Source organism: Micromonospora sicca, from assembly GCF_003172935.1.
In the GTDB taxonomy this organism is placed as follows: domain Bacteria; phylum Actinomycetota; class Actinomycetes; order Mycobacteriales; family Micromonosporaceae; genus Micromonospora; species Micromonospora sicca.
Genome location: NZ_QGKS01000190.1, coordinates 1 through 20,417, shown reverse-complemented (window position 1 = coordinate 20,417; position 20,417 = coordinate 1). Strand labels below are relative to the sequence as shown.

Here is a 20,417-nt window from a genome sequence, read left to right as displayed (position 1 = left end):
GGAGGCCTGCCGTGCGAGTTGGTGAGCAGTCGACGGATCCCATCGATCAGATCCTGGGTGAGGTGCCGGTGCCGGCATCGCTGACCCCCGAGGATGTCCGGCTCGCGGTCCGGGCGGTGGTGGTGCACGCCGCCGAGGAGTGGCCCGCCGGACCGAAGTGCCGCAACGACGGCGCGGCGTACCCCTGCCGGCTGCACCGCTGGGGCCGGCGGGTGCTGGCGGCCCACGGCCTCAACGAGCGACAGATCGACGCGCTGGTGCGGCACGGCAACCCGTTCGTGCACGTGCCCTTCCCGTTCGTGCTGACCGGGCCGGCGTCCGCGCGTCCGTCGGCCCCGGTCACCCAGTCCCCGCGCGGCCAGGCCGGCCGGGTCGTCGCACCTGGGGTGCGGCCCGCCATCCGGCCCGGCGGTACCGGTCGGCCGGTGGCGCCCCCCGCCACCAGGCCGCGCTGGCCCCGGGCGAGCTGATCGGGGGCACGCCCGACAGCCCGCGCCCGGGGTGGCACGACGGCGGCCCGGCCGCAGGGTCCCCCACCCCTGTGCCGGGCCGCCGTCCACGTCCGCCGGCTCGTGGCTGCCGGCGGCGATCAGATTCCGCAGTTCGGCGCGGACCAGCTGGTCGTGTTCGAGCTGCGGTCGCGGTTGTTCTCCCGGCGGGAGTCCACGTGGACGTGGTTCCCGTGGCCGGGGTAGCCGGGACCGTAGATGCCGCTGAAGCCACGGCTGCGGGCCGTGCGGGCCAGCTGGCACAGCGAGGAACTGCGCGAGGTCAGGTCGGCGGCGTTGCCGTAGAGGTGTTGGCTGTCCGCCGCCGCCCCGCTGACCTGGTTGTTGCAGGCGATGCTGCGAAAACCGCTGCTCACGTAGATCGGTTTGTCGCCGAGGCTGCGCCGCAGCGCCTCCAGTTTCCACATGGTGCGTATCGCGTTTTCCCTGGTCGCGGTCGGTGAAAGCGGGCCAGCGCTCCACCCGCCCTTGCCGCAGCCGTTGTCCAGCTCGGTGTAGCTGAAGTGCTTCGGCGTGCAGTCGTTGTCCTGCAGGTCGTAGATCTTGGCGAAGGTCTGTGGGCCGGCGATGCCGTCGACGCGCAGCCCGTACGCGGACTGGAAGCGCCGGACCGCGGCGGCGGTCTCCGGCCCGTAGCTGCCGTCGACGCGGACGATGTCCCGGTACGCGGCCCAGCCGGCCACCCGGATCTGCAGCTGGCGGACGTCGGCGCCGGAACGCCCCTGGGACAGGGTCCGTTGCCAGGTGTAGCAGCCGTCGGCGTGGGCCGCCGGCGCGGCGACCAGCGTGGCGATCGCGGCCCCGGGCAACGCCAGGGCGAACGCGATGACCGCCCGCTTCAAGGTGTTCACGCGCACAGAAGTCCTCCCGTAACAGGTCGAATAGGTGGTGATCAGGACATGGACCGGAACGTCCCGTCCCTTCCACCCTGACAGCCTTCCGGGCGGTCAGCGGCCGTTAACCAGAATTGTCCTCACAATCGCTTGTTCCTGGGCAGCCGCTGTGAATAGTGCAAATTGCGAAACACCCATGCGGATCCGGCCGGTCGAAGCGGGTCGCGAAAACGCCCATGAGTGACAGAAGCGGCGGTTCGGGGACACCGAGGGTGATGCCGGCTCGTGACCCGGGGCCGGTAAGGTCTGCGCCGGGCTCCGCGAACGGGGAGGTGGGCGTGGCGCGCGGTGGCGTCTTCTGCATCGAGGGCCAGTGGCACCGGGACCTCAACGAGCGCGGGTCCGTCCTGCCCACGCTGGAACTGCTCGAACGGCTCGGCCGGATCCGGTTCATCCACAAGGACGCGGCCACCCGCGACGAACTCTTCTACTTCCTCGACCGCTGGCTGCTCAAGCAGTACGCCGACTACCGGGTCGGCTTCTTCGCGATGCACGGCGAACCGAGCCGGCTCTGCCTCACCGACTGGGACTCCGTGGAACTGGCCGACGTTGCGGAACGGATGGCCGGCCGGTGCGAGGGGCGTCGGCTCTACTTCGGCAGCTGCTCGGTGCTGCGCGCCTCCGACGCCACGCTGCGCGATTTCCTGGACATCACCGGAGCGGCCCTGATCTGCGGTTTTACCCGCGAAGTCGACTGGGTGGAATCGGCCGCCTTCGAGACCGTGCTGCTCGACGTGCTCGCCAACGGTCAGCGGCACAACGCCGCCGAGCTGCGGATGGGCTCGGCGCACTGGGCGCCGCTCGCGTCGTACCTCGGGTTCCGGGTGATCTACGCCAACGGCCGGGCCTGGCGGGCGTCGGCCCGCCCCCGGGTGCCGGCCCAGCCCTCCCCGCACGGCGTCGCCGGCCGCTCCCGCTGACGCCGCGTCACCCGCCCGGGGGCGCACCCCGGCCCGCCGGGCGGCCTGGTAGAACCGACGCATGGCACGCAGCATCGCGAGCAACACCCGGGTCGACCGGGACGCCCTCATCGAGTTCCTCCGCCCCCGGCACAAGGTCGTGCTGATGACCACCCGCGCCGACGGCCGGCCGCAGTCCTCCCCGGTCTCCTGTGGGGTGGACGCCGCGGGCCGACTGGTGATCTCCACCTACCCGGAGCGGGCGAAGGTGACCAACATCCGGCGTGACCCCCGGGTCTCCGCCTGCGTGCTCTCCGACGACTGGAACGGGCCCTGGGTGCAGGTCGACGGCACCGCCGAGGTGCTCGACCTGCCCGAGGCCCTCGAACCGCTGGTGGAGTACTTCCGCAGCATCTCCGGGGAGCACCCGGACTGGGACGAGTACCGGGCGGCGATGGTCAAGCAGGGCAAGTCGCTGATCCGGGTCACCATCGACAGCTGGGGACCGATCGCCACCGGCGGCTTCCCCGCCCGGCTGGCCGACTGAACGTCAGTACGCGGCGGTGAACCGGGCGTTCGCGAACTGCGGGTTCTCGATCTCGTCCACGATCGCCACCGCCAGGTCCTCGTAGGTCAGCACCGAGCGGCCCTGCGCGTCGGTCACCGGCTCGTCGGTGCCGGTGCGGTAGTGGCCGGTGCGCTCGCCCGGGTGGAACTCCAGCGGCGGCGGGGAGACGTACGTCCAGGTCACCCCGTCGGCGGCGCGGTAGACGGCCAGCGCGTCGGCCTGGCCCTTCGCCGAGTCCCGGTACTCGGCCGGGAAGTCCGGCTCGTCGAAAAACGGGGTGCCCTTCGGGGTCAGCAGCGTCGCCCCGCCCCCGACGTGGATCACCCGGGGCGGGTGGGGCAGCTCCCGCAGCGTGCCCACCAGGGTGTCCGCCGCGTCCCGCCACAGGTCCCGCTCGCCGCCGCCGATCGCCACCACGAACACGTCGGCGTCCTCGGCCAGCTCTCGTACGCTCCGCGGGGACGTCGCGTCGCCGGTGACCGTCCGTACCCCCGCCGGCAGGTAGCTGGTCGCCTCCGGGCGGCGCACCGCGGCGGTGACCCGGTGCCCCCGCGCGACGGCTTCCGCCGTGATCCGCGACCCCGCGGTGCCACCCGCGCCGAACACGACGATGTTGCTCATGACCGCCTCCCGCCCGGACCTGCCTCGTCTCACAGGCTATGGAGCGGGCCACCCGGCCGGTGCCGTAACGGCGATCCTGGCCGGGCGCGCCCGGACGGGGTCAGTCGATCAGCGCGGAGTAGACCAGCTGGCGCAGCTGCGAGCGCAGCGGGTACGTGCTCGACGGCATGAGCTGGGTGAAGAGCAGCGCCGTGACCTCCTCCACCGGGTCCACCCAGAACGCCGTGCTGGCCAGTCCGCCCCAGTAGAACTCGCCGACGCTGCTCGGCACCCGGGCCGGCACCGGGTCCAGCACCACGGCGAAGCCGAGGCCGAAGCCGATGCCGTCGAGCACCGTCTCGGCGAAGCCCTCCGGGTGGAACGAGGCCAGGTCGCGGCCGTCGGGCAGGTGGTTGCGGGTCATGAAGCGCAGCGTCCGCGGCGCCAGCAGGCGTACCCCGTCCAGCTCGCCGCCGCGCAGCAGGAACTGGGTGAAGCGGTGGTAGTCGGCGGCCGTGGAGACCAGCCCGCCGCCCCCGGAGAACCAGCTCGGTCCGGCCAGCGCCGCCCGGCCGACACCGTCGGCGCGGACCGCCTGCCCGGTCGCCGGGTGCGGGGCGTAGAGGGCGGCCAGCCGCTTGGCGTCCGGCTCGTCGACCCACCAGCGGGTGTCGGTCATGCCCAGCGGCCGGAGGATCCGCTCGGTGAAGAACTCGTCCAGCCGCTGCCCGGAGACCACCTCGACCAGCCGGCCCAGTACGTCGGTGGAGACGCCGTAGTTCCAGCTCGACCCGGGCTGGAAGAGCAGCGGCAGCTGGGCCAGGCCCGCCGACGCCGCCGCCAGGTCCGCGCCGGCCGGCACGCCCAGGTCGAAACCCGCCGCCCGGTACAGGCCGTCGACCACCGAAGTCTGGGCGAAGCCGTACGTCAGGCCCGAGGTGTGGGTGAGCAGGTGCCAAACCCGGATCGGCTCGACCGCCGGCACCGTGTACGGCTTGAGCACCGAGCCCTTGTCGTACACCCGGACGTCGGCGAACTCGGGCAGCCAGCGGCTGATCGGGTCGTTCAGCTCGAACCGGCCCTCCTCCCAGAGCATCATCGCCGCGACGGAGGTGATCGGCTTGGTCATCGAGTAGATGCGCCAGAGGGTGTCCGACTCCACCGGGGCGCCGGCCTCCCGGTCGCGCAGGCCGTAGGTCGACGAGTGGGCGATCTCGCCCCGGCGGGCGACGACGATCTGCCAGCCGGCGAGCCGGCCGTCGTCGACGTACCTGCCGAAGTGCTCGTCGATCCGCGCCAGCCGGGCGGGGTCGAAGCCGATACGGTCCGGGTCGATGCTCACTGCCACGCTCACGCCGCCGAACCTACTCGCCGGTACGCCGGTCGGGAAGTGTCGGCCCGCGCCACTAATCTGGCCCGATGGCTGAGCCCACCGAGGATGTCACCTACCGTCACGAGGACTGGTACGCCCAAGAGCTGGTCGACCGGCACTTCGTCCGCTGCTCGTTCTTCCACGTCGACCTCACCGAGGCGATCAGCCAGCGGGCGATCTTCACCGAGTGCGTCTTCGGCAACGTGGCGTTCAACGCCTCCCGGCACACCGACTCCGCCTTCACCCGCTGCACCTTCAAGCGGTGCAACCTCTTCGAGGCCGAGTTCACCGGCTGCAAGCTGGTCGGCAGCAGCTTCGACCAGTGCGACCTGCGTCCGCTGCGGATCAGCGGCGGCGACTGGTCGTTCGTGGCGCTGCCGGGCGCGGACCTGCGCGGCGTGAGCATCACCGACGTACGGATGCGCGAGGTCGACCTGACCGGGGCGAACCTGACCGACGCGACGGTCACCGGCGCCGACCTGTCCGGCGCCCAACTGCACAGCTCCCGGCTCTCCGGCGCCGACCTGCGGGGCAGCGACCTGACCGCGCTGGACCCGACGGTGGTGGAGCGGGCCGGCGCGATCGTCGACGCCGAGCAGGCGATCGTGCTGGCGCAGGCGCTCGGCTTCCAGATCCGCTGACGCCCATTACCGCTTGGTAACAAAGTGGAAACGCGCGACCGTCCCCGTATGGCGCATTCGCCCGGTCGATGAAAACGTGAAGCGGCCACGCCCGCCCGTCCGCCGGCCGGTGCGTGGGTGGGGAGCGGAGGTTCGGTGGCGGAGGAAGACCGCACTCGGGTCGGCGGCCGGGCGTCGTCCCCGTACGGGCAGACCCGGTCCGCGCTGCGCCGGATCGCGCGGGCCCGGCGACGCCGCCGCTGGATGGTGGAGGCGCTGGCCGCGTTCGCCTGCCTGGCCGCCGTCGTCGGATACCTGGGCGCCGAGCAGCACGCGGAGCCCCGCCAGGAGGAGAGCGGCGTCCAGCCGGGACCGGCGCCCGGGGCCGGCCGGCCGGCCGTGCCATCCCCGCTGCGCCCCGGGGTGGACGCCGACGCCGCCTCGCCCGGGCTGCGGCCCCGGCAGCGGCCCCCGTCCCCCTCGGCGTCCCCGTCGCCGTCCCGGCCGGCCGTGGTGCCCGTCCTCACCGTCACCCAGGCCGACGTGCCGGCGCGCGTCGACCTCACCGCGGCCGGTCCGGTCGACTGGGTCCACTGGGGACTCCTCGGCGCGGACCAGGCCGTGCGCAAGCGCAACGGCTCCGGGGCGATCCGCGACGAGGGCGGGCGTGGCCGGCGGGAGAGCTACAGCAACAACCCCGAGGCGTACGCCTGGCGGGACGGCGCCCCCGTCGGGTCTGCCGGCGGCACCACGTCCGGGCTCTACACCTGCGGCCGGGGCAACGGCTTCACGCTCGCCGTGACCGCCGACGGGGAGCCGCGCACGGTACGGCTCTACGCCGGCCTCTGGATGGCCCGCGGCCGCCTGGACCTGCGGCTCTCCACCGGCGGGCCGACCAGCACCCTGCGGATGGAGGACCCGCACACCCAGCACACCGCCGAGTTCACCATCCGGTTCCAGGCGCCCCGGGGGGCGAAGCTGCTGGTGAACTGGACGGTGGAGGAGTCCTTCGGGGACTGCGGCAACGTGGGCGTACAGGCCGTCGCGCTGCGCTGACCCCGGTTCGCCGGGTGCCGCCGGCGGGCCGGGAGTAGCGTGGGCGCGACGGCGGGCCGACGATCCGGGAGGGACCCATGACGGCGAGCGAGCAGGTGCTGGACAGCCCGGAGGGATGGGTCGCCGACCACATCCGCCGGTACGTCGAGACCGACGGCGCGGAGGGCCACGAGTGGCGTCCCGGCGTCTGGACCCTGCTGCTGACCACCCGGGGCCGGCGCAGCGGCAAGCTGCGGCGCACCGCGCTGATCTACGGCCGGGACGGCGACGCCTACCTGGTGGTCGGCTCCCAGGGCGGCGCGCCCGAGCACCCCGCCTGGTATCTCAACCTGCTCGCCGAGCCGGAGGTCCAGGTGCAGGTCGGCGCGGAGAAGTTCACCGCCCGGGCGCGGTCCGCCACCGGAGAGGAGAAGCCCCGGATGTGGCGGACCATGACGGAGACCTGGCCGGCGTACGACGAGTACCAGACCAAGACCGACCGGGAGATCCCGGTGGTGGTGCTCGAACGGATCTGACCTGGTCCGCACCTCCCGGGTTCGGCTGAGCCCGGGACAGATTGTCCGTCGCGCGGCCAGGGTGGCGTCGTAGCGTCCGGGTGTCCCGGTTCGACCATCCTCTGTGGAGGCCCCACCGATGAGCAGCGCCGCCCGCGTCCGTTCCGCCGTCCCGTCCGGGGCGGGTGACCCGTCCGGCGAGGGGCTGCGGGAGATCCCGCTGCCGCCGTACGCGACCGGCGAGGACGCCCAGTTCGCGGTGCGCGCGGTGGTGGTGCACGCGCCGCGGCGCTGGTCCGGCGGGACGGTCTGCCGCAACGACGCCAGCCCGCACCCGTGCCGGCTGCACCGCTGGGGCCGGCAGGTGCTCACGCTGCGCGGGCTGCCGGCCGCCGAGATCGACGCGCTGATCGAGCGCGGCGATCCGACCGCGCAGCCGCACCCGCACCGGCCCGGCGCCTGACCCGTCGCCGCGGGCCCCCTCCCGCCCTCCGGGACGGGACCCGCCGCGGCTCAGCAGGCGATCGGCTTCACCCAGGAGCACTCCAGGCCGTCCGGCACCCGCGGTGCCTCCGGCGCCGTCGGCACCACCAGCCGCGCCGTGGTCGTCCCCTTCTCGGTGTACGCGGCGAGCGCGATCGCGATCTGGTCCTCCAGCCCCTTCACCGAGGAGGTCAGGTAGTTGTTGAGCACGATCGAGAAGGCCAGCAGATGGCCGTCGGCGTCGGTGACGTAGCCGGAGAGGCTGGACGCGCCGGTCAGGCTGCCGGTCTTGGCGTGCACGTTGTTCGCGGCGGCCGTCCCGCGCATCCGGGTGCGCAGCGTCCCACCGACGAAGCGTTCGGCGTTGCCGGCGATCGGGAGGGCGGCGTACCAGTCGTCGAACCAGGGCTCGGCACGGACCGCGGCGAGCAGCGCGACGAACTCCGCCGGCGGGATCAGGTTGCGCCGGGAGAGGCCGGAGCCGTCCCGCTGGCGCAGCGTCCCGGTGTTCACACCGCTGTCGCCGACGTACTCGCTGATCGCGGCGAGGCCGGCCGACCAGGTGCCCGAGCCGGACAGGACCCGGCCGAGCTCCTTGGTCAGCACCTCGGCGTGGCCGTTGTTGGAGAGCTTGAGGAACGGCACCATCAGGTCGGCCAGCGGCATCGAGTCGTGCCGCGCGACCGGCTTCGCGTCCTCCGGGGTGGCCTGCCCGAGCACGGTCCGGCCGAGCACCCGGACGCCGTTCCGGAGCAGCGCGGCTCGGAAGATGTCGGCGGCGTAGCCGGTCGGCTCCCAGACCGTCATCCAGTCGCTCTCCGGCTCCTCGCCGACCGCGATCTGTCCGGTCACCACGATGGTGTTGCTGCCGTGCTCGCGTTCGAACGAGATCGTCGTCTCCCCGTCGGCGACCGTCTCGGCCCGGTTGTCGATCCGTAGGTAGCCGTTGGGTGGGGTCATCGTCACCACCGGCGGCGCGCCCGCGTCGGCCGACGGCGTGGCGTGCACGATCACCGTGCCGGCGTCGTAGTCGGTGTCCGGCGCCACGGTCAGCGCCGAGACCTGCGCGGCGTAGTAGTAGGACTCGTCGTCCCAGGTCCAGTCGGGACCCAGCCGGGTGCGGTCGTACCGGGTGTCGTCGGCGACCAGGTTCCCGCTCACCACCCGGACGCCCTGGGCCGCGACCTGGGCGGCCAGCGCGTCGTAGTCCTCGGCCAGCATGGTCGGGTCGCCGCCGCCGCGCAGGTACAGGTTGCCGGCGAGCAGGCCGGCCCGGCGCACGCCGGTGCCGGCGACGTCGGTGGTGAACCGGTGCCCCGGGCCGAGTAGTTCCAGTGCCGCGGTCGAGGTGAGCAGCTTGGTGTTGGAGGCCGGCACCAGCCGGCGGTCGCCGTTGCGCTGGTAGAGGGTCTGGCCGGTGGTGGTGTCCAGGACGACCACCCCGGCCTGCGCCCCGGCGAGGCGGGAGTCGGCCAGCACGGCGTCGATGGTGGCGTTGAGCCGGGTCTGGGCGGGGGTGGGCGCCTCGGCCGTGGCGGTGGGGGCGCCGGCGGTGGCCGCGGTGGCGATCAGCGCCAGCACCGCGAGCGTCCGGGGAAAGAGACGACGATGCATGCGTTGATGCTGCCATGGAGGTTTCTTCCGGGAAACCCTCTGCGGCGAAAGTTATTTCCGATCAGGCCGGCTGGGCGGCGCGGTCGTGGCGGCGGTCCGGGACGGAAACCCTGCTCACCGCGCCGGTTACCCGCTCCGAGCCGGACCACACCCGGTGCCGGCCGGCACGGTGTCGACTGACGGCGCTCTATTTGACGGATGCCCGGCCAGGGGGCACCGTAGGCCATGAGGGGCGTTTCAGCCTGCCCCGATTTGCACGGCGAAGACCGATTCGCCTTCCTGGGTCCGGGCCCGGCCCGCGCGGCCGCGCCGATCCGCCGAGATCCCAGACAGCCACGAGGAGTTCCGCCATGCTGACCATGACCGACAACGCCGTCCTGGTGATCCACGACCTCGCCGTCCAGCAGGGCGTCGGCGAGGACGGCGGGCTGCGCATCGCGGCCGACACCGACGCCGGCTCGCTCTCCATCGAGCTGGTGCCGCAGCCGGCGCAGGGCGACCAGGTGATCGCCAACCAGGGCGCCCGGATCTTCCTTGACACCGACGCCGCCGAGCTGCTCAACGACACCTCCGTCGACGCGACCGTGGACGACGAGGGGATCGTGCAGTTCGGCTTCACCGAGAAGGAGTGAGCGGCGCGGCTCAGCCCGCGCGGCGGGTCTCCCCGCCCCGGTGCGGCCGGCCGGACCGTCCCCGCTCGGGGGCGTCCTGGCCGGCGCCCCAGTGCCCCGGCCGCTGACCCCGGTCCGGCCGAAGCAGCGTGCCCAGCACGTACGCCAGATGATGCGACGTGCTCCACGCCGCCCAGTTGCTCGCCGAGCCGGCGCCCGCCCCACGCCGGGCCCGGCGCAGGATCTCGTGGTCGCCCCACGAGAAGGCCGCTCCGGCCGTCGGCCAGTGCGGGGCCGCCACCAGCGTCCGGCACAGGTCGGCGAAGCGGTCGTCGCCGCGACCGCCCCGCCGGGACCAGCGGTAGACCCACCAGGCCCCGTCGGCCGTGTAGCGCAGTGTCGGCAGCCGGTCGCCGGGAGCGTCCGCCCCGGGCGCCGCGGAGCCGACCGCGTAGTCGCCGTACCCCACGCCCAGGTCGGCCAGCCGCTGCCAGAGCTGCCAGTCGAAGCGGTCGAGGCGTACCGGCTCGTCGGTGGGTAGGCGGGCCAGGGTCGGCGGCATCCCACCGGCCGCCACGGTCACCGAGCGCCAGGCGTGCCGCCGGGCCCAGTCCAGCAGCCGGCGGATCCGGGGCTCCGCCAACCGCACGTCCGCCGGGCAGCAGACGTCGCCCGCGTCAACGAGCAGGTCGCACTGCTCCGGGACCAGCCGGGCGAGCCGCCAGACCCGCTCCACCGCCGTCGTCGTCGCGTCCGGGCCCGCCCGGTCCTGCCCGGTCCGCAGCCGGACCACCGCCCGCCCGGCGTACGCCCGCGCGGCCACGCCGTGCGCCACCAGCCGTCGGTCGCTCTCCGCGAGCCCGACCACCGGCACCAGGGGTACGCCCCAGCGGACCAACTCGCTCTCCGGAGCGTCCGGCAGGGCGGAGACGTCGACGGACGGGAGCAGCCCGGACGGCAGCTGGCCGAGGAGGTCCACGGTGCTCGGATCGACCACGCAGACGTCGAGGACCGGAGTGAGCAGCGGAGCGGCGGCGTCGTCGAGATGGGCCAGTGCCTCCAGCTCACCCCGCCGACCGGCCAGAATGGGGCGGTAGACCGGTTCCGCCGCCCGACCCACGTGGGCGGGCACCATACTTCAGCGTAGCGAGACATCGGCGCGTATCAAAGGTTTTCCGGCTTCAGGAGCCGGTAAGCGGTTCCGCGCGCCTGTCGACAAGGAATTCCCTGTCGACCTTGCGGACCCGCACACCGGATCGCGCCAGGACCGCGCTTCGGGGTCCGGACAGACCTGGTCTGTCCGGACCCCGGAAGGCGGGAGGTGCTCGCTCAGTCGTCGCTGCCGGCGCGGTCGCCGCCGTGGTCGTCGGTGCGGTCGTCGGTCCGAGTGCGGGTGCCGTCGCCGCTGTGGTCGTCCGCCCGCTTCCGCTCGATTTCGACCACGGCGCCGTTGGCCCGGTCGACTTTGACCTCGAGCAGGATGCCGCCCTTGCCAATCTTGACGCTCCACACCGGACGGGCATGCTCGCGCTCGGCCTCGATCTCCACGATCCGGCCGCCGCCGGCCCGGGCCAGCGCGATCTGCCCGGCCTGCTCCCGGCTCACCGTCCCGTCGGCCGCCCCGGCGGACGCGGTGCTGGTCGGCGTCGCCCGGCCCGTCGAGTCGTCGTCCGGAGCGGGGTTGTCGTCGGTCGTCGGGCCGACCGTCGCGGCGGCCAGCGCGGCACCGGGGGCCTCCCGCTCGGCAGTGGTCACGCCGAGCGCGGCACCCGTGACCGCCAGCACGGCGGCACCGCCGGCCGCGGCCAGGACCAGGGAAGTTCGTCGCATCATCGCCACCTTTCCTCGGTTGTCCTGTCGAGGATCGGTCGGGAGTGGATAGCGGCGCGCTGCCCGGAGGCTAAGCCCCGGTTAAGGCCGCGGCGGCCCGAGCCGGAGCAGCAACAGCGCGCCACCCTCGGGCCCGGTGTGCAGCTCCAGCCGGCCGCCACTGGTCCGGGCGGCTCGGTCGGCGATGTCCAGCCCGAGCCCGGTCGACCCGGCTCGGCTGGCGCCCCGCCGCACCGCTCCGGAGGGCATCCCCGGCCCGGAGTCGGCAACGGTCAGCACCACCTGATCCGCGTCCCGGCCGAGCCCTACGGTGAACGGCGTTCCGTCCGGCGTGTGCGCGAAGACGTTGCCCAGCAACGCGTCCACCGCCGCGGCCAGCTCGTCGATGGCCACCGCCACCGGCAACGGACCGACGGCGAGGTCGAGGGTGACGCTGCGGCCGGTGTCCTCGGCGAGCACCGACCAGAACGCCACGCGCTCGCCGACCACCTCCGCGGCATCACAACGGGCCGTGCCGTCCGGGTACGAGCTGCGCCAGCGCGCCTGCCGGATGAGGCCGGTGACCGTCCGCTCGAGGCCGTCCACCGCCGAGGTCAGCCGGGCCCTGTCGGCCGGGTCGCGCAGCGATTCGGCCTCCAACCGCAGCGCGGTCAACGGGGTGCGGAGCCGGTGCGACAGATCCGCCACCTGCTCGCGCTCCTCGCGCAGCAGCACCTGGATCCGTTCGGCCAGGTGGTTGAGCGCGCCGGCGACCCCCCGCAGCTCGGCCGGTCCGGCCGGGGCGACCCGGGCGTCGAGTTCGGCGTTGGCGAGCCGGTGGGAAACCCGGGACAGCTCGGTGATCGGGCGGACCAGCGTGCGGGCCAGCCGGTCGGCGACGACCAGGCCGACGAGCACCAGCAGCACGCCGAGCAGTGCCAGCACCAGCCAGGCCCGGGTCACCCCGGCGGTGAGTTCCGACCGGGGAACCACGGTGCGGATCACCCCCGTGCCGTCCGGCCGGCCCTGGACCGCGATGACCACCTCCCGGCCGCCGTCCGACTCCGCGGTCAGGCTCTGGCCCCGGGCGGCGAGGGCCACCGCGGGCGTACGCGGCACCGGCGCGCCGACCACGGTGCCGTCGGGCAGGAACACGCTGACCGGCCGCCCCGAGTCGGCGGTGAGCTGCTCGACGGTGAGCCGGATGGTGTCCGGGTCGGCCGTGCCGACCACCGGCACCAGGCTCTGCGCGTCGGCGGTGGCCCGGACGGTCGCCCGGTCCGCGGCGACGGTGCGGACCAGCAGCGCCAGCGGCACGAGGAACGCGGTCAGGACGAGCACGCTGACGGCACCCGCGAGCAGCGCCAGCCGGCTCCTCATCGGTCGCCCCCGGGGGCCTCCAGCCGCACCCCGACCCCGCGGACGGTGTGCAGGTAGCGCGGCTCCTGAGCGCTCTCGCCCAGCTTGCGGCGCAGCCAGGACAGGTGCACGTCGACGGTCTTGTCGGCCCCGCCGTACGGGATCCGCCAGACCTCGGTGAGCAGCTCCCGCTTGGTGACCACCTGCCCCGGCCGGCTGGCCAGGTGGTGCAGCAGGTCGAACTCGCGCGGGGTCAGCTCGACCGGGACCGCGTCCAGGCTCACCTGCCGGGAGCGCGGGTCGATCCGCAGCCCGCCGACCACCAGCGTCGGGTCCCCGCCCCCGGCGTCGTCGGTCGACCGGCGCAGCACGGCCCGGGCCCGGGCGTCCAGCTGCGCCGCGGTGAACGGTTTCACCAGGTAGTCGTCGGCCCCGGCGTCGAGCATCCGGACGATCTCGGTCTCGTCGTCGCGGGCGGTGGCCACGATGACCGGCACCGAGCTGACCGCACGCAACATCCGCAGCAGCTCCCGACCGTCCAGATCGGGCAGTCCCAGGTCGAGCACGACGAGGTCGGGCCGGTCGTCGAGGGCGTCGCGCAGCCCGGTCATCGCGGTCGAGGCCGCGGCCACCGCGTGGCCGCGCTCCCGCAGCGCCCGGATCAACGGGGTACGGATGGTCAGGTCGTCCTCGATGAGCAGCAGCCGGGCCACAGCTGGCAGGTTAGACCCTGTGGGCGTCCGGGCCGGTACCCCTTAACCCGCCCTTAGCGTTCCCCGGCGCCCGGCTCAACCTTCCGTCGGGGACACTCGCTGCATGGGCCGTCGTCCGATCCTCGCCGCCGTCGGGTGGCTGGCCACCACCGTCGCCGCCACGCTCGTCGGGCTGGGCGCGATCCAGCTGGTCGGGGAGGGCATCGCCGGGACCCCGGGCGGCGTACGCGCCCAGCATGAGATCGAGCGCGCGCTCGCGTCCCCGGCGCCGGCACCCGTCGTGCCGACCGCCGACCCGACCGGGAGCCCGACACCCAGTGCCGCGCCGACGCCGAGCCGTACTCCGGCCAGGGCCGGGGCCCGGCGGGGTTTCGCCACTCCGGGTGGCACTGCGGTGGTGGAGTGCGGGCCGGCGGGGGCCCGCCTGGTCTCCTGGTCGCCGGCGCAGGGCTACGGCGTGAAGGACGTCGACCGGGGGCCGGACGAGCACGTCGAGGTCAAGTTCGTCGGTACCGAGGGCGAGCACGAGCTGAAGGTGCGCTGCGTCGGGGGGAAACCGGTGGCTGCCGCCCACGGCTGACCTCCGACCGGCCGGACCGGCATTCCGAGCCGCACAGACGAGCGCACGGCGCCGCTCGACCTCGGTCGTAACGTCGCCGCGCTCTGGCCGTCTCCCACCACCGCAGCCGTACGGCGGTACGACAGCGGGGACCTGGCTCGACCGGTCGGTCCGTGCACCGGTCTTGGTGCTCCAGATGCCCGTCCTGAGGGGATGCAAACCACGGAGCAGTGGGGAATTCCACCATCTGCGCGTCCCGGCGTGACCGCGGGCCCGACCGGGTATGTCGGCGCCATGGAGCATTTCACGATCGCGACCGTCGCCGAGAAGAGCCCGGACTTCCGCCGGGTGCTCTGGACCGGGGAGCACACCCAGTTGGTGATCATGACGATCCCGCCGGGCGGGGAGATCGGCGAGGAGGTCCACGAGGACATCGACCAGATCCTGACCTTCGTCAGCGGCACCGGCGAGGCCCGGGTGGCCGGCGAGAAGAAGGAGGTCGTCTCGGGCGACCTGGTGGTCGTACCGGCCGGCACGAAGCACAACTTCGTCAACACCGGCCCCAACCCGCTGGTCCTCTACACCGTCTACGGTCCGCCCGAGCACGCCGACGGCGCCGTGCACCGGACCAAGGAGGAGGCCGACGCGGCGGAGGCGGCCGGCCAGGACGAGCCGCCGACCGCCTGAGCGGCGTGGTCTGAAAGCGACGGGTCCGGGTACCCGGGGCGGGTGCATCAGCCGGCGATCTCCGACTACGGATTCCTCTCCGACTGCCGCTCTGGTGCCCTGGTCGGCCGGGACGGGTCGGTCGACTGGTGGTGCCCCGACCGGTTCGACTCGGCGTCGGTCTTCTGCCGGGTCCTCGACCCGGCCGGCGGGCACTGGCGGATCGCGCCGCTGGCCGCGAGCCGGGTGGAGCGGGCGTACCGGCCGGACACGCTGGTGCTGCGGACGGTCCACCACACCCCGGAGGGGAGCGTGGCGGTCATCGACGCGCTCGCCGCCGAACTGGGCGCCCGCGGCCACCAGCTGGGAATGAACTCGCCGGCGGTCCTGGTCCGGGTGGTCGAGGGCCTCTCCGGGCGAGTCCGCATGCACCTGGACTTCGCGCCGCGCCCCGAGTACGGCCTGCTCACCCCGTACCTGCAGGAGCAGCCGGAGGGCGGGGTGCTGGCCGTCGCCGGACCGGTCACGCTCACCCTGCGCGGCACCGGCCAGGTGCTCCGCCCCGACCGCGACCGCGTGTCCCACACCTTCGAGGTCGCCGCCGGCCAGACCGTCGGCTTCGACCTGGCGTACGGCGCGCTGTACGGGGCACCGCCGGCCCGGCTGGACCCGGTCGTCGCGCTGGCCGACACCGTTCAGGCCTGGGAGGGGTACCGGGAGGTCCACCGGTACGACGGCGAGTACGCCCCGCAGGTGCGGAACAGTGTGGTGGTGCTGACCGGCCTGACGTACGCCCGCAGCGGCGCGGTGGCAGCGGCGCTGACCACGTCGCTGCCGGAGCTGACCGGCGGTGATCGCAACTACGACTACCGCTACTCCTGGCTGCGCGATTTCTCCATGACCCTGCGCGCCTTCTGGGTGGCGGCCTGCCCGCACGAGGTGTCCCGGCTGTTCGCCTGGGCGGCCCGCTCGATCGGGCAGGTCGGGGACCAGCCCGTGCCGGTGATGTTCGGCCTGGAGGGGGAGCGGGACATCTCCGAGCACGAGTGCCCGCACCTGGCCGGGTACGCCGGCAGCCTGCCGGTGCGGATGGGCAACGACGCCTGGCTGCAACGGCAGCTCGACGTGCCCGGCGAGGTGCTCGCGGCGGTCTGGCGGTTCCACGACTACCTGGGCGACACGTTCGAGGAGGAGCTGCGGGAGATGGTCGTCGGGCTGGCCGAGCAGGTCGCCGCGACCTGGCACCTGCCCGACCGGGGGATGTGGGAGATCCGGGACGTCGAGCGGCACTACCTGTCGTCCAAGGTGCTCTGCTGGGTGGCGCTGGACCGCGCGGTGGCGCTGGCGCCCCGGCTCGGCGACCGGGCCGACCCGCGCCGCTGGGCGGCCATCCGGGACGAGATCCGGGCGACCGTGCTGCGCGAGGGGTGGCACGACCGGATCGGCGCATACACCAGTGCCTTCGGTTCGGCGGAGCTGGGCGCCTCCGCGTTGTTCCTGCCGATCGTGGGCTTCCTGCCCGCCACCGACCCGCGGATGCGGTCCACCATCGAGGAGGTGGCGCGCGAGCTGGGCACCGACGACGGGCTGGTGCGGCGCTGGAACAGCGACCCGGCGGGGTTCGTGCTCTGTTCGTTCTGGCTGGTGGAATGCCTGGTGCTGGCCGGGGAGACGGACCGGGCCCGGCGGTTGTTCGAGCAGGTCCTCGGCCACGCCAACGACCTGGGCCTGTTCGCCGAGCAGATCGACCTGCGCAGCGGCGCCCAGCTCGGCAACACGCCGCAGGCGCTGTCGCACATCGGCCTGATCAACGCGGCCTGGCGAATCACCGAGCCGACCACCGACTGAGTGACGTCACACCACCGGTACGCCCGACACGTCCACCGTCTCCGGATACTTCAGCCCCGCGCCGGTGTTCAGCACCACCACCCGCTCGCCGGCCCGGATCCAGCCCCCGGCCCGCAGGTGCCGGGCCGCCGACAGGCAGGCCGCCCCCTCCGGGCAGAGCAGCAGCCCCTCCCGGGCGGCGAAGTCCCGCAGGTCGGCCAGGATCTCCGCGTCGTCCACGGCGATCGCCGTGCCGCTGCTCTCCCGCAGCGCGTCCAGGATCAGCTCGTCGCCCAGCGGCGACGGCACGGTGATGCCGAAGGCCACGGTGTGCGCGTCCGCCCACGGGGTGGCCCGCGGCTCCCCGGCGGCGAACGCCCGGACGATCGGCGCGCAGCCGGTGGACTGCACCGCCACCAGCCGGGGCAGCTTGTCCTCCACCCAGCCCAGCTCGCGCAGCTCGTGCAGCGCCTTGTGGATGCCGATCAGCCCGACCCCGCCGCCGGTCGGATAGATGATCACGTCGGGCACCTGCCAGCCGAGCTGCTCGACGATCTCGTACCCCATGGTCTTCTTGCCTTCCAGGCGGTACGGCTCGCGCAGGGTGCCGGCGTCGAAGATCCGCCCGCCCGACTCGGCGACCAGCCGCGCCACCCACCGGCCGGCGTCGCTGATCAGGCCGTCGACCAGCCGCAGGTCGGCCCCGGCGGCCAGGCACTCGCGCCGGCAGATGGTCGGCGCGTCGAGCGGCATGGCGATGGTCGCGCCGATCCCGGCGCGGGCCGCGTACGTCGCCCAGGCCGCTCCGGCGTTGCCGTTGGTGGGCATGGCGATCCGCTCGACGCCCAGCTCCCGGGCCCGGCTCACCCCCACCGCCGCGCCGCGGGCCTTGAACGACCCGGTCGGGGTGAGCCCCTCGTCCTTGACGATCAGGTCCGGGATGCCGATCTCCGCGCCGTACGCCGGCGCGCGCAGCAGCGGCGTCCAGCCCTCGCCCAGCGTGGTGACGAACCGGGCGTCGGCCACCGGCAGCAGCTCCCGGTAGCGCCAGAGATCCGCCGGGCGGAGCCCGAACTGTTCCGGGGCCACCGAGGCGGCCACCGCGGCCAGGTCGTAGCGGGCCAGCAGGGGGGAGCCGCAGTCGCAGAGGTTCTGCAACTTGTCCGCCGGGCGCTCCGCACCGCAGCGCGGGCACTCCAGGTGCGTCAGGTGCACGATGCTCCTCAGCTCGTGTCGATGCTCAGCCAGCGTCGGCTGCGCCGACCCGGCTCGTACGGGGAGTCGAGCCGCTTGGCCACCACCCCCGGGAGCCCCTGTTCACGGGCGGTCCGCAGAGCGTCCGCGCCGACACCCGCGAACCACGGCGGAGTCTGCCAGTGCGGGCCGGTGAACGCCAGACCGTCGAGCAGCTCCCGGCGCTGCGCGTACGGCACGTCGGTGCTGGTCACGCCCTCCAGCCAGAGCAGGTCGAAGATCAGGAACTGGCCGTCCGAGGTGCCGCGCCGGCCGGTCGCCGGTCGGACCCGGCCGGCGGGGTCGATGCGGACCAGGACGCCGTCCAGCACCGCCTCCGTCGGCGCCAGCTCCTCAACCAGTTCCCGCAGCCACGGGTACGTCCCGGTGATCTCCTCGTCGGTCTCCGACAGCAGCCGCAGCCGGCCGCCGGAGACGTACGCCATCGCCCGGACCCCGTCCCAGCGCAACTCGTACCCCCACGCCTCCTCGTCCTTCGGCAGCCGCCGGGCCCTCGTCGGGCACATCGGGCGGACCAGCTCCGGCATGCTCGTCCAGCCCGGCGGCGGGGGATCGGTCCGGCGGATCATCCAGTCCCGACCGCCGGTGCCGAAGAGCGCGTAGCGGCCCTTCGTCCGCTTCCCGTCGAGCACCACGATCACCTCGTCGTCGCGCCACTTCTCCACCCGGTACGTCCCGGTGTCGTGGATGGTCATCCTCCCGCCGCCGTACTCACCGGCCGGGATCTCGCCGTGGAAGGTGAGGTACTCCATCGGGTGGTCCTCGGTGTGCACGGCCAGGTGGTTGCGGCCGGGCTCGCGGGGCAGGCCGCGCGGCACCGCCCAGGAGGCCAACACCCCCTCGTGCTCCAGCCGCAGGTCCCAGTGCAGCCGGCGGGCGTGGTGCTGCTGGATGACGAACCGGGCCTTGGCGCGGCCCGCCCGCGCCGGCTCCGGGGTGCGTTCCGGCACCGGTTCGGGGGTACGCTTCGCGTCCCTCCGCCGCCGGTACTCCTCCAGCCGGTCCGCCATCCCCGCATTCTGCGGCACCCGGGGTCCGCTCGCAGCACGCCACCGGGGCGATTCATCCCCGCTCCGCCCCCGCGTGGGCGATTGTGCCGTTCCGGACCCGACCCGGCACAACCGTCCCGATCCGGTCGGCCGGGCCGCTGTCGGCGGGTCGCCGGCATGCCGGCCGTGATCAGGGGTAGAACAGCCGCCATGACCAGCGCTGAACAGCCCACCGTCCCGCTCGCCGGCGACGTCCGGATGCCGCTGCTCGGCTTCGGCACCTGGCAGGCCACCGGCGAGGCCGGCTACCAGGCGGTGCTCGCCGCCCTCGACGCCGGCTACCGCCACATCGACACGGCGACGATGTACGGCAACGAGGCGGAGGTCGGCCGGGCGATCAAGGAGAGCGACCTGCGCCGGGAGGACATCTTCGTCACCACGAAGCTACCGCCGGGCCGGGTGGGCCGGGAGCGGGAGACCATCGAGGCGAGCCTGCGCGCCCTCGACACCGACCACGTCGACCTGTGGCTCATCCACTGGCCGCCGTCCTCGCCGGGCGACAGCCTCCCGGTCTGGCGAGAGCTGCTCGCCGCCCGGGACGAGGGACTGACCCGCACGGTGGGGGTGAGCAACTACAGCATCAGCCAGATCGACGAGCTGATCCAGGCCACCGAGGAGATTCCGGCGGTCAACCAGATCCGCTGGAGCCCCTCGCTGTACGAGCGGCAGACGCATGTCGCCCACCGGGACCGGGGAGTGGTGCTGGAGGGCTACAGCCCGTTCAAGACCAGCGACCTGTCCCACCCGGTGCTGGTGCGGATCGCCCAGGCACACAATGTCTCCCCGGCGCAGGTGGTGCTCCGCTGGCACATCGACCACGAGATCGTGGTGATTCCGAAGTCGGTCACCCCGGACCGGATCCGGGCCAACGCCGACGTCTTCGGTTTCTCACTGACCGCCGAGGAGATGCGCGACATCGACGCCCTGGGCCGCTGACCGCGGCGGAAAGGGCAGCGACCGTCGGCCGGTCCGCTACCAGGGTGCGGGCGAGTGCTCCGCCCTTCAGGGCGGGGGTGAAGGCCCGCGCGGGAGGGCCGGCTAGGCCCGAGCGTGCTCTAGCCTGGCCGGTTTGCTGCTTGATGTACACGGGGCAGCACGGTGAGCGGTGCGCCGCTGGCGGAGCTGGCGATGTATGTGCCTGACCGGAGCCGGTTGGCGCGGTAGTAGTGGTGCACGAGGTCGGGGAACTGCTGGCGCAGCTGGCGGCTGGAAACACCTTTGAGGCTGTTGACCAGCTTTGACAGGGTGGGCGGGAAGTTGACCAGCTGGTGGATCTGTTGCGGAGGTTTCCGATTTCTGTCATAGGCCGATGCCAGACTGTCCGATGTGCAGCTCCGGTACAACTACCGCGTCTACCCGACGCCCGGCCAGCAGGCTTCGCTGGCGCGGGCGTTCGGGTGTGCGCGGGTGGTGTTCAACGACGGGCTGCGCGCACGTCAGCAGGCCCGCGAGGCGGGTGAGC

General features: G+C 73.5%; 24 protein-coding genes. 13 read left to right on the top strand and 11 right to left on the bottom strand.

The window, feature by feature from the left end; all coding sequences use genetic code 11:
- Window positions 1-11: 11 nt before the first annotated feature.
- Window positions 12-470 (top strand): hypothetical protein, encoded by a 459-nt coding sequence (locus DKT69_RS11950; RefSeq protein ID WP_109801633.1) that lies wholly within the window; start codon window positions 12-14, stop codon window positions 468-470.
- Window positions 471-589: 119 nt separating this feature from the next.
- Here DKT69_RS11950 and DKT69_RS11945 read toward each other — a convergent pair whose 3' ends face one another.
- Window positions 590-1,366 (bottom strand): D-Ala-D-Ala carboxypeptidase family metallohydrolase, encoded by a 777-nt coding sequence (locus DKT69_RS11945; RefSeq protein ID WP_109801632.1) that lies wholly within the window; start codon window positions 1,364-1,366, stop codon window positions 590-592.
- Window positions 1,367-1,680: 314 nt separating this feature from the next.
- Here DKT69_RS11945 and DKT69_RS11940 point away from each other — a divergent pair, with 314 nt between their 5' ends.
- Complete coding sequence (locus tag DKT69_RS11940; RefSeq protein ID WP_109801649.1) at window positions 1,681-2,322, top strand: DUF6642 family protein; 642 nt, start codon at window positions 1,681-1,683, stop codon at window positions 2,320-2,322.
- A gap of 61 nt (window positions 2,323-2,383) precedes the next feature.
- A complete protein-coding gene (locus DKT69_RS11935) occupies window positions 2,384-2,848 on the top strand; it encodes a PPOX class F420-dependent oxidoreductase (protein ID WP_109801631.1) in 465 nt (154 codons plus the stop codon).
- A gap of 3 nt (window positions 2,849-2,851) precedes the next feature.
- Here the strand turns inward: DKT69_RS11935 and DKT69_RS11930 are convergent, their stop codons facing one another.
- A complete protein-coding gene (locus tag DKT69_RS11930) occupies window positions 2,852-3,490 on the bottom strand; it encodes an NAD(P)-dependent oxidoreductase (protein ID WP_109801630.1) in 639 nt (212 codons plus the stop codon).
- Between the two features lie 100 nt (window positions 3,491-3,590).
- On the bottom strand, window positions 3,591-4,823 hold the full coding sequence (locus DKT69_RS11925) for a serine hydrolase domain-containing protein (protein ID WP_109801629.1): 1,233 nt from the start codon (window positions 4,821-4,823) through the stop codon (window positions 3,591-3,593).
- A 65-nt stretch (window positions 4,824-4,888) separates the two neighbouring features.
- Between DKT69_RS11925 and DKT69_RS11920 the strand changes: the two genes are divergently transcribed.
- The 4 genes from DKT69_RS11920 to DKT69_RS11905 all read left to right on the top strand — a co-directional run bounded on the left by DKT69_RS11920 (window position 4,889) and on the right by DKT69_RS11905 (window position 7,474).
- Window positions 4,889-5,482: a pentapeptide repeat-containing protein gene (locus DKT69_RS11920; protein WP_109801628.1), complete on the top strand. Its 594-nt coding sequence runs from the start codon at window positions 4,889-4,891 to the stop codon at window positions 5,480-5,482.
- Between the two features lie 135 nt (window positions 5,483-5,617).
- Window positions 5,618-6,517 (top strand): hypothetical protein, encoded by a 900-nt coding sequence (locus DKT69_RS11915; protein ID WP_236647735.1) that lies wholly within the window; start codon window positions 5,618-5,620, stop codon window positions 6,515-6,517.
- A 77-nt stretch (window positions 6,518-6,594) separates the two neighbouring features.
- Window positions 6,595-7,032 (top strand): nitroreductase family deazaflavin-dependent oxidoreductase, encoded by a 438-nt coding sequence (locus tag DKT69_RS11910; RefSeq protein ID WP_109801627.1) that lies wholly within the window; start codon window positions 6,595-6,597, stop codon window positions 7,030-7,032.
- A gap of 118 nt (window positions 7,033-7,150) precedes the next feature.
- Complete coding sequence (locus DKT69_RS11905; RefSeq protein WP_201749600.1) at window positions 7,151-7,474, top strand: hypothetical protein; 324 nt, start codon at window positions 7,151-7,153, stop codon at window positions 7,472-7,474.
- A gap of 50 nt (window positions 7,475-7,524) precedes the next feature.
- Here DKT69_RS11905 and dacB read toward each other — a convergent pair whose 3' ends face one another.
- On the bottom strand, window positions 7,525-9,108 hold the full coding sequence (gene dacB / locus DKT69_RS11900; protein WP_109801626.1) for a D-alanyl-D-alanine carboxypeptidase/D-alanyl-D-alanine endopeptidase: 1,584 nt from the start codon (window positions 9,106-9,108) through the stop codon (window positions 7,525-7,527).
- Window positions 9,109-9,458: 350 nt separating this feature from the next.
- Here dacB and DKT69_RS11895 point away from each other — a divergent pair, with 350 nt between their 5' ends.
- Window positions 9,459-9,740 carry an adhesin gene (locus DKT69_RS11895; protein ID WP_109801625.1) on the top strand — a complete coding sequence of 94 codons (282 nt, stop codon included), beginning with the start codon at window positions 9,459-9,461 and terminating at the stop codon, window positions 9,738-9,740.
- Window positions 9,741-9,750: 10 nt separating this feature from the next.
- Here the strand turns inward: DKT69_RS11895 and DKT69_RS11890 are convergent, their stop codons facing one another.
- The 4 genes from DKT69_RS11890 to DKT69_RS11875 form a co-directional block, all read right to left on the bottom strand.
- Window positions 9,751-10,854, bottom strand: coding sequence for a beta family protein (locus DKT69_RS11890; RefSeq protein ID WP_201749599.1), 1,104 nt, complete (start codon window positions 10,852-10,854; stop codon window positions 9,751-9,753).
- A gap of 194 nt (window positions 10,855-11,048) precedes the next feature.
- Window positions 11,049-11,549, bottom strand: a complete 501-nt coding sequence (locus tag DKT69_RS11885) for a PepSY domain-containing protein (protein ID WP_109801645.1) — start codon at window positions 11,547-11,549, stop codon at window positions 11,049-11,051.
- 81 nt (window positions 11,550-11,630) lie between these two features.
- Window positions 11,631-12,908 (bottom strand): HAMP domain-containing sensor histidine kinase, encoded by a 1,278-nt coding sequence (locus DKT69_RS11880; RefSeq protein WP_109801624.1) that lies wholly within the window; start codon window positions 12,906-12,908, stop codon window positions 11,631-11,633.
- On the bottom strand, window positions 12,905-13,600 hold the full coding sequence (locus DKT69_RS11875) for a response regulator transcription factor (protein ID WP_109801623.1): 696 nt from the start codon (window positions 13,598-13,600) through the stop codon (window positions 12,905-12,907). Before DKT69_RS11875 ends, DKT69_RS11880 begins: the two co-directional genes overlap by 4 nt.
- A 103-nt stretch (window positions 13,601-13,703) precedes the next feature.
- On the opposite strand from DKT69_RS11875, the gene DKT69_RS11870 reads away from it, so the two are divergent.
- From DKT69_RS11870 to DKT69_RS11860, 3 genes are all read left to right on the top strand, one after another.
- Window positions 13,704-14,180: a septum formation initiator gene (locus tag DKT69_RS11870; RefSeq protein ID WP_109801622.1), complete on the top strand. Its 477-nt coding sequence runs from the start codon at window positions 13,704-13,706 to the stop codon at window positions 14,178-14,180.
- Window positions 14,181-14,453: 273 nt separating this feature from the next.
- The gene (locus DKT69_RS11865; protein WP_109801644.1) at window positions 14,454-14,846 is read left to right on the top strand and encodes a cupin domain-containing protein; all 393 of its coding nucleotides are present in this window, start codon (window positions 14,454-14,456) and stop codon (window positions 14,844-14,846) included.
- A gap of 42 nt (window positions 14,847-14,888) precedes the next feature.
- Window positions 14,889-16,673 (top strand): glycoside hydrolase family 15 protein, encoded by a 1,785-nt coding sequence (locus DKT69_RS11860; RefSeq protein ID WP_109801621.1) that lies wholly within the window; start codon window positions 14,889-14,891, stop codon window positions 16,671-16,673.
- Between the two features lie 6 nt (window positions 16,674-16,679).
- Here DKT69_RS11860 and DKT69_RS11855 read toward each other — a convergent pair whose 3' ends face one another.
- Window positions 16,680-17,867: a threonine synthase gene (locus DKT69_RS11855; RefSeq protein ID WP_109801620.1), complete on the bottom strand. Its 1,188-nt coding sequence runs from the start codon at window positions 17,865-17,867 to the stop codon at window positions 16,680-16,682.
- Window positions 17,868-17,875: 8 nt separating this feature from the next.
- Window positions 17,876-18,916: a DNA polymerase ligase N-terminal domain-containing protein gene (locus DKT69_RS11850; RefSeq protein WP_109801619.1), complete on the bottom strand. Its 1,041-nt coding sequence runs from the start codon at window positions 18,914-18,916 to the stop codon at window positions 17,876-17,878.
- Window positions 18,917-19,105: 189 nt separating this feature from the next.
- Here DKT69_RS11850 and DKT69_RS11845 point away from each other — a divergent pair, with 189 nt between their 5' ends.
- Window positions 19,106-19,891, top strand: coding sequence for an aldo/keto reductase (locus DKT69_RS11845; protein ID WP_109801618.1), 786 nt, complete (start codon window positions 19,106-19,108; stop codon window positions 19,889-19,891).
- Window positions 19,892-20,010: 119 nt separating this feature from the next.
- Here DKT69_RS11845 and DKT69_RS41045 read toward each other — a convergent pair whose 3' ends face one another.
- The gene (locus DKT69_RS41045) at window positions 20,011-20,298 is read right to left on the bottom strand and encodes a transposase (RefSeq protein WP_109801642.1); all 288 of its coding nucleotides are present in this window, start codon (window positions 20,296-20,298) and stop codon (window positions 20,011-20,013) included.
- On the opposite strand from DKT69_RS41045, the gene DKT69_RS41040 reads away from it, so the two are divergent.
- Window positions 20,282-20,417, top strand: a 136-nt coding sequence (locus tag DKT69_RS41040; protein ID WP_148668970.1) for a helix-turn-helix domain-containing protein, incomplete at its 3' end; no start/stop codon positions are given. The genes DKT69_RS41045 and DKT69_RS41040 overlap by 17 nt on opposite strands.

What these genes read in the sequence shown, in the direction of transcription:
- dacB (WP_109801626.1), bottom strand. Translation starts at nt 9,108, where the DNA reads ATGCATCGTCGTCTCTTTCCCCGGACGCTCGCGGTGCTGGCGCTGATC.
- DKT69_RS11850 (WP_109801619.1), bottom strand. Translation starts at nt 18,916, where the DNA reads ATGGCGGACCGGCTGGAGGAGTACCGGCGGCGGAGGGACGCGAAGCGT.
- DKT69_RS11870 (WP_109801622.1), top strand. Translation starts at nt 13,704, where the DNA reads ATGGGCCGTCGTCCGATCCTCGCCGCCGTCGGGTGGCTGGCCACCACC.
- DKT69_RS11885 (WP_109801645.1), bottom strand. Translation starts at nt 11,549, where the DNA reads ATGCGACGAACTTCCCTGGTCCTGGCCGCGGCCGGCGGTGCCGCCGTG.
- DKT69_RS11895 (WP_109801625.1), top strand. Translation starts at nt 9,459, where the DNA reads ATGCTGACCATGACCGACAACGCCGTCCTGGTGATCCACGACCTCGCC.
- DKT69_RS11890 (WP_201749599.1), bottom strand. Translation starts at nt 10,854, where the DNA reads ATGGTGCCCGCCCACGTGGGTCGGGCGGCGGAACCGGTCTACCGCCCC.
- DKT69_RS11920 (WP_109801628.1), top strand. Translation starts at nt 4,889, where the DNA reads ATGGCTGAGCCCACCGAGGATGTCACCTACCGTCACGAGGACTGGTAC.
- DKT69_RS11905 (WP_201749600.1), top strand. Translation starts at nt 7,151, where the DNA reads ATGAGCAGCGCCGCCCGCGTCCGTTCCGCCGTCCCGTCCGGGGCGGGT.
- DKT69_RS11845 (WP_109801618.1), top strand. Translation starts at nt 19,106, where the DNA reads ATGACCAGCGCTGAACAGCCCACCGTCCCGCTCGCCGGCGACGTCCGG.
- DKT69_RS11935 (WP_109801631.1), top strand. Translation starts at nt 2,384, where the DNA reads ATGGCACGCAGCATCGCGAGCAACACCCGGGTCGACCGGGACGCCCTC.
- DKT69_RS11910 (WP_109801627.1), top strand. Translation starts at nt 6,595, where the DNA reads ATGACGGCGAGCGAGCAGGTGCTGGACAGCCCGGAGGGATGGGTCGCC.
- DKT69_RS11880 (WP_109801624.1), bottom strand. Translation starts at nt 12,908, where the DNA reads ATGAGGAGCCGGCTGGCGCTGCTCGCGGGTGCCGTCAGCGTGCTCGTC.
- DKT69_RS11865 (WP_109801644.1), top strand. Translation starts at nt 14,454, where the DNA reads ATGGAGCATTTCACGATCGCGACCGTCGCCGAGAAGAGCCCGGACTTC.
- DKT69_RS11930 (WP_109801630.1), bottom strand. Translation starts at nt 3,490, where the DNA reads ATGAGCAACATCGTCGTGTTCGGCGCGGGTGGCACCGCGGGGTCGCGG.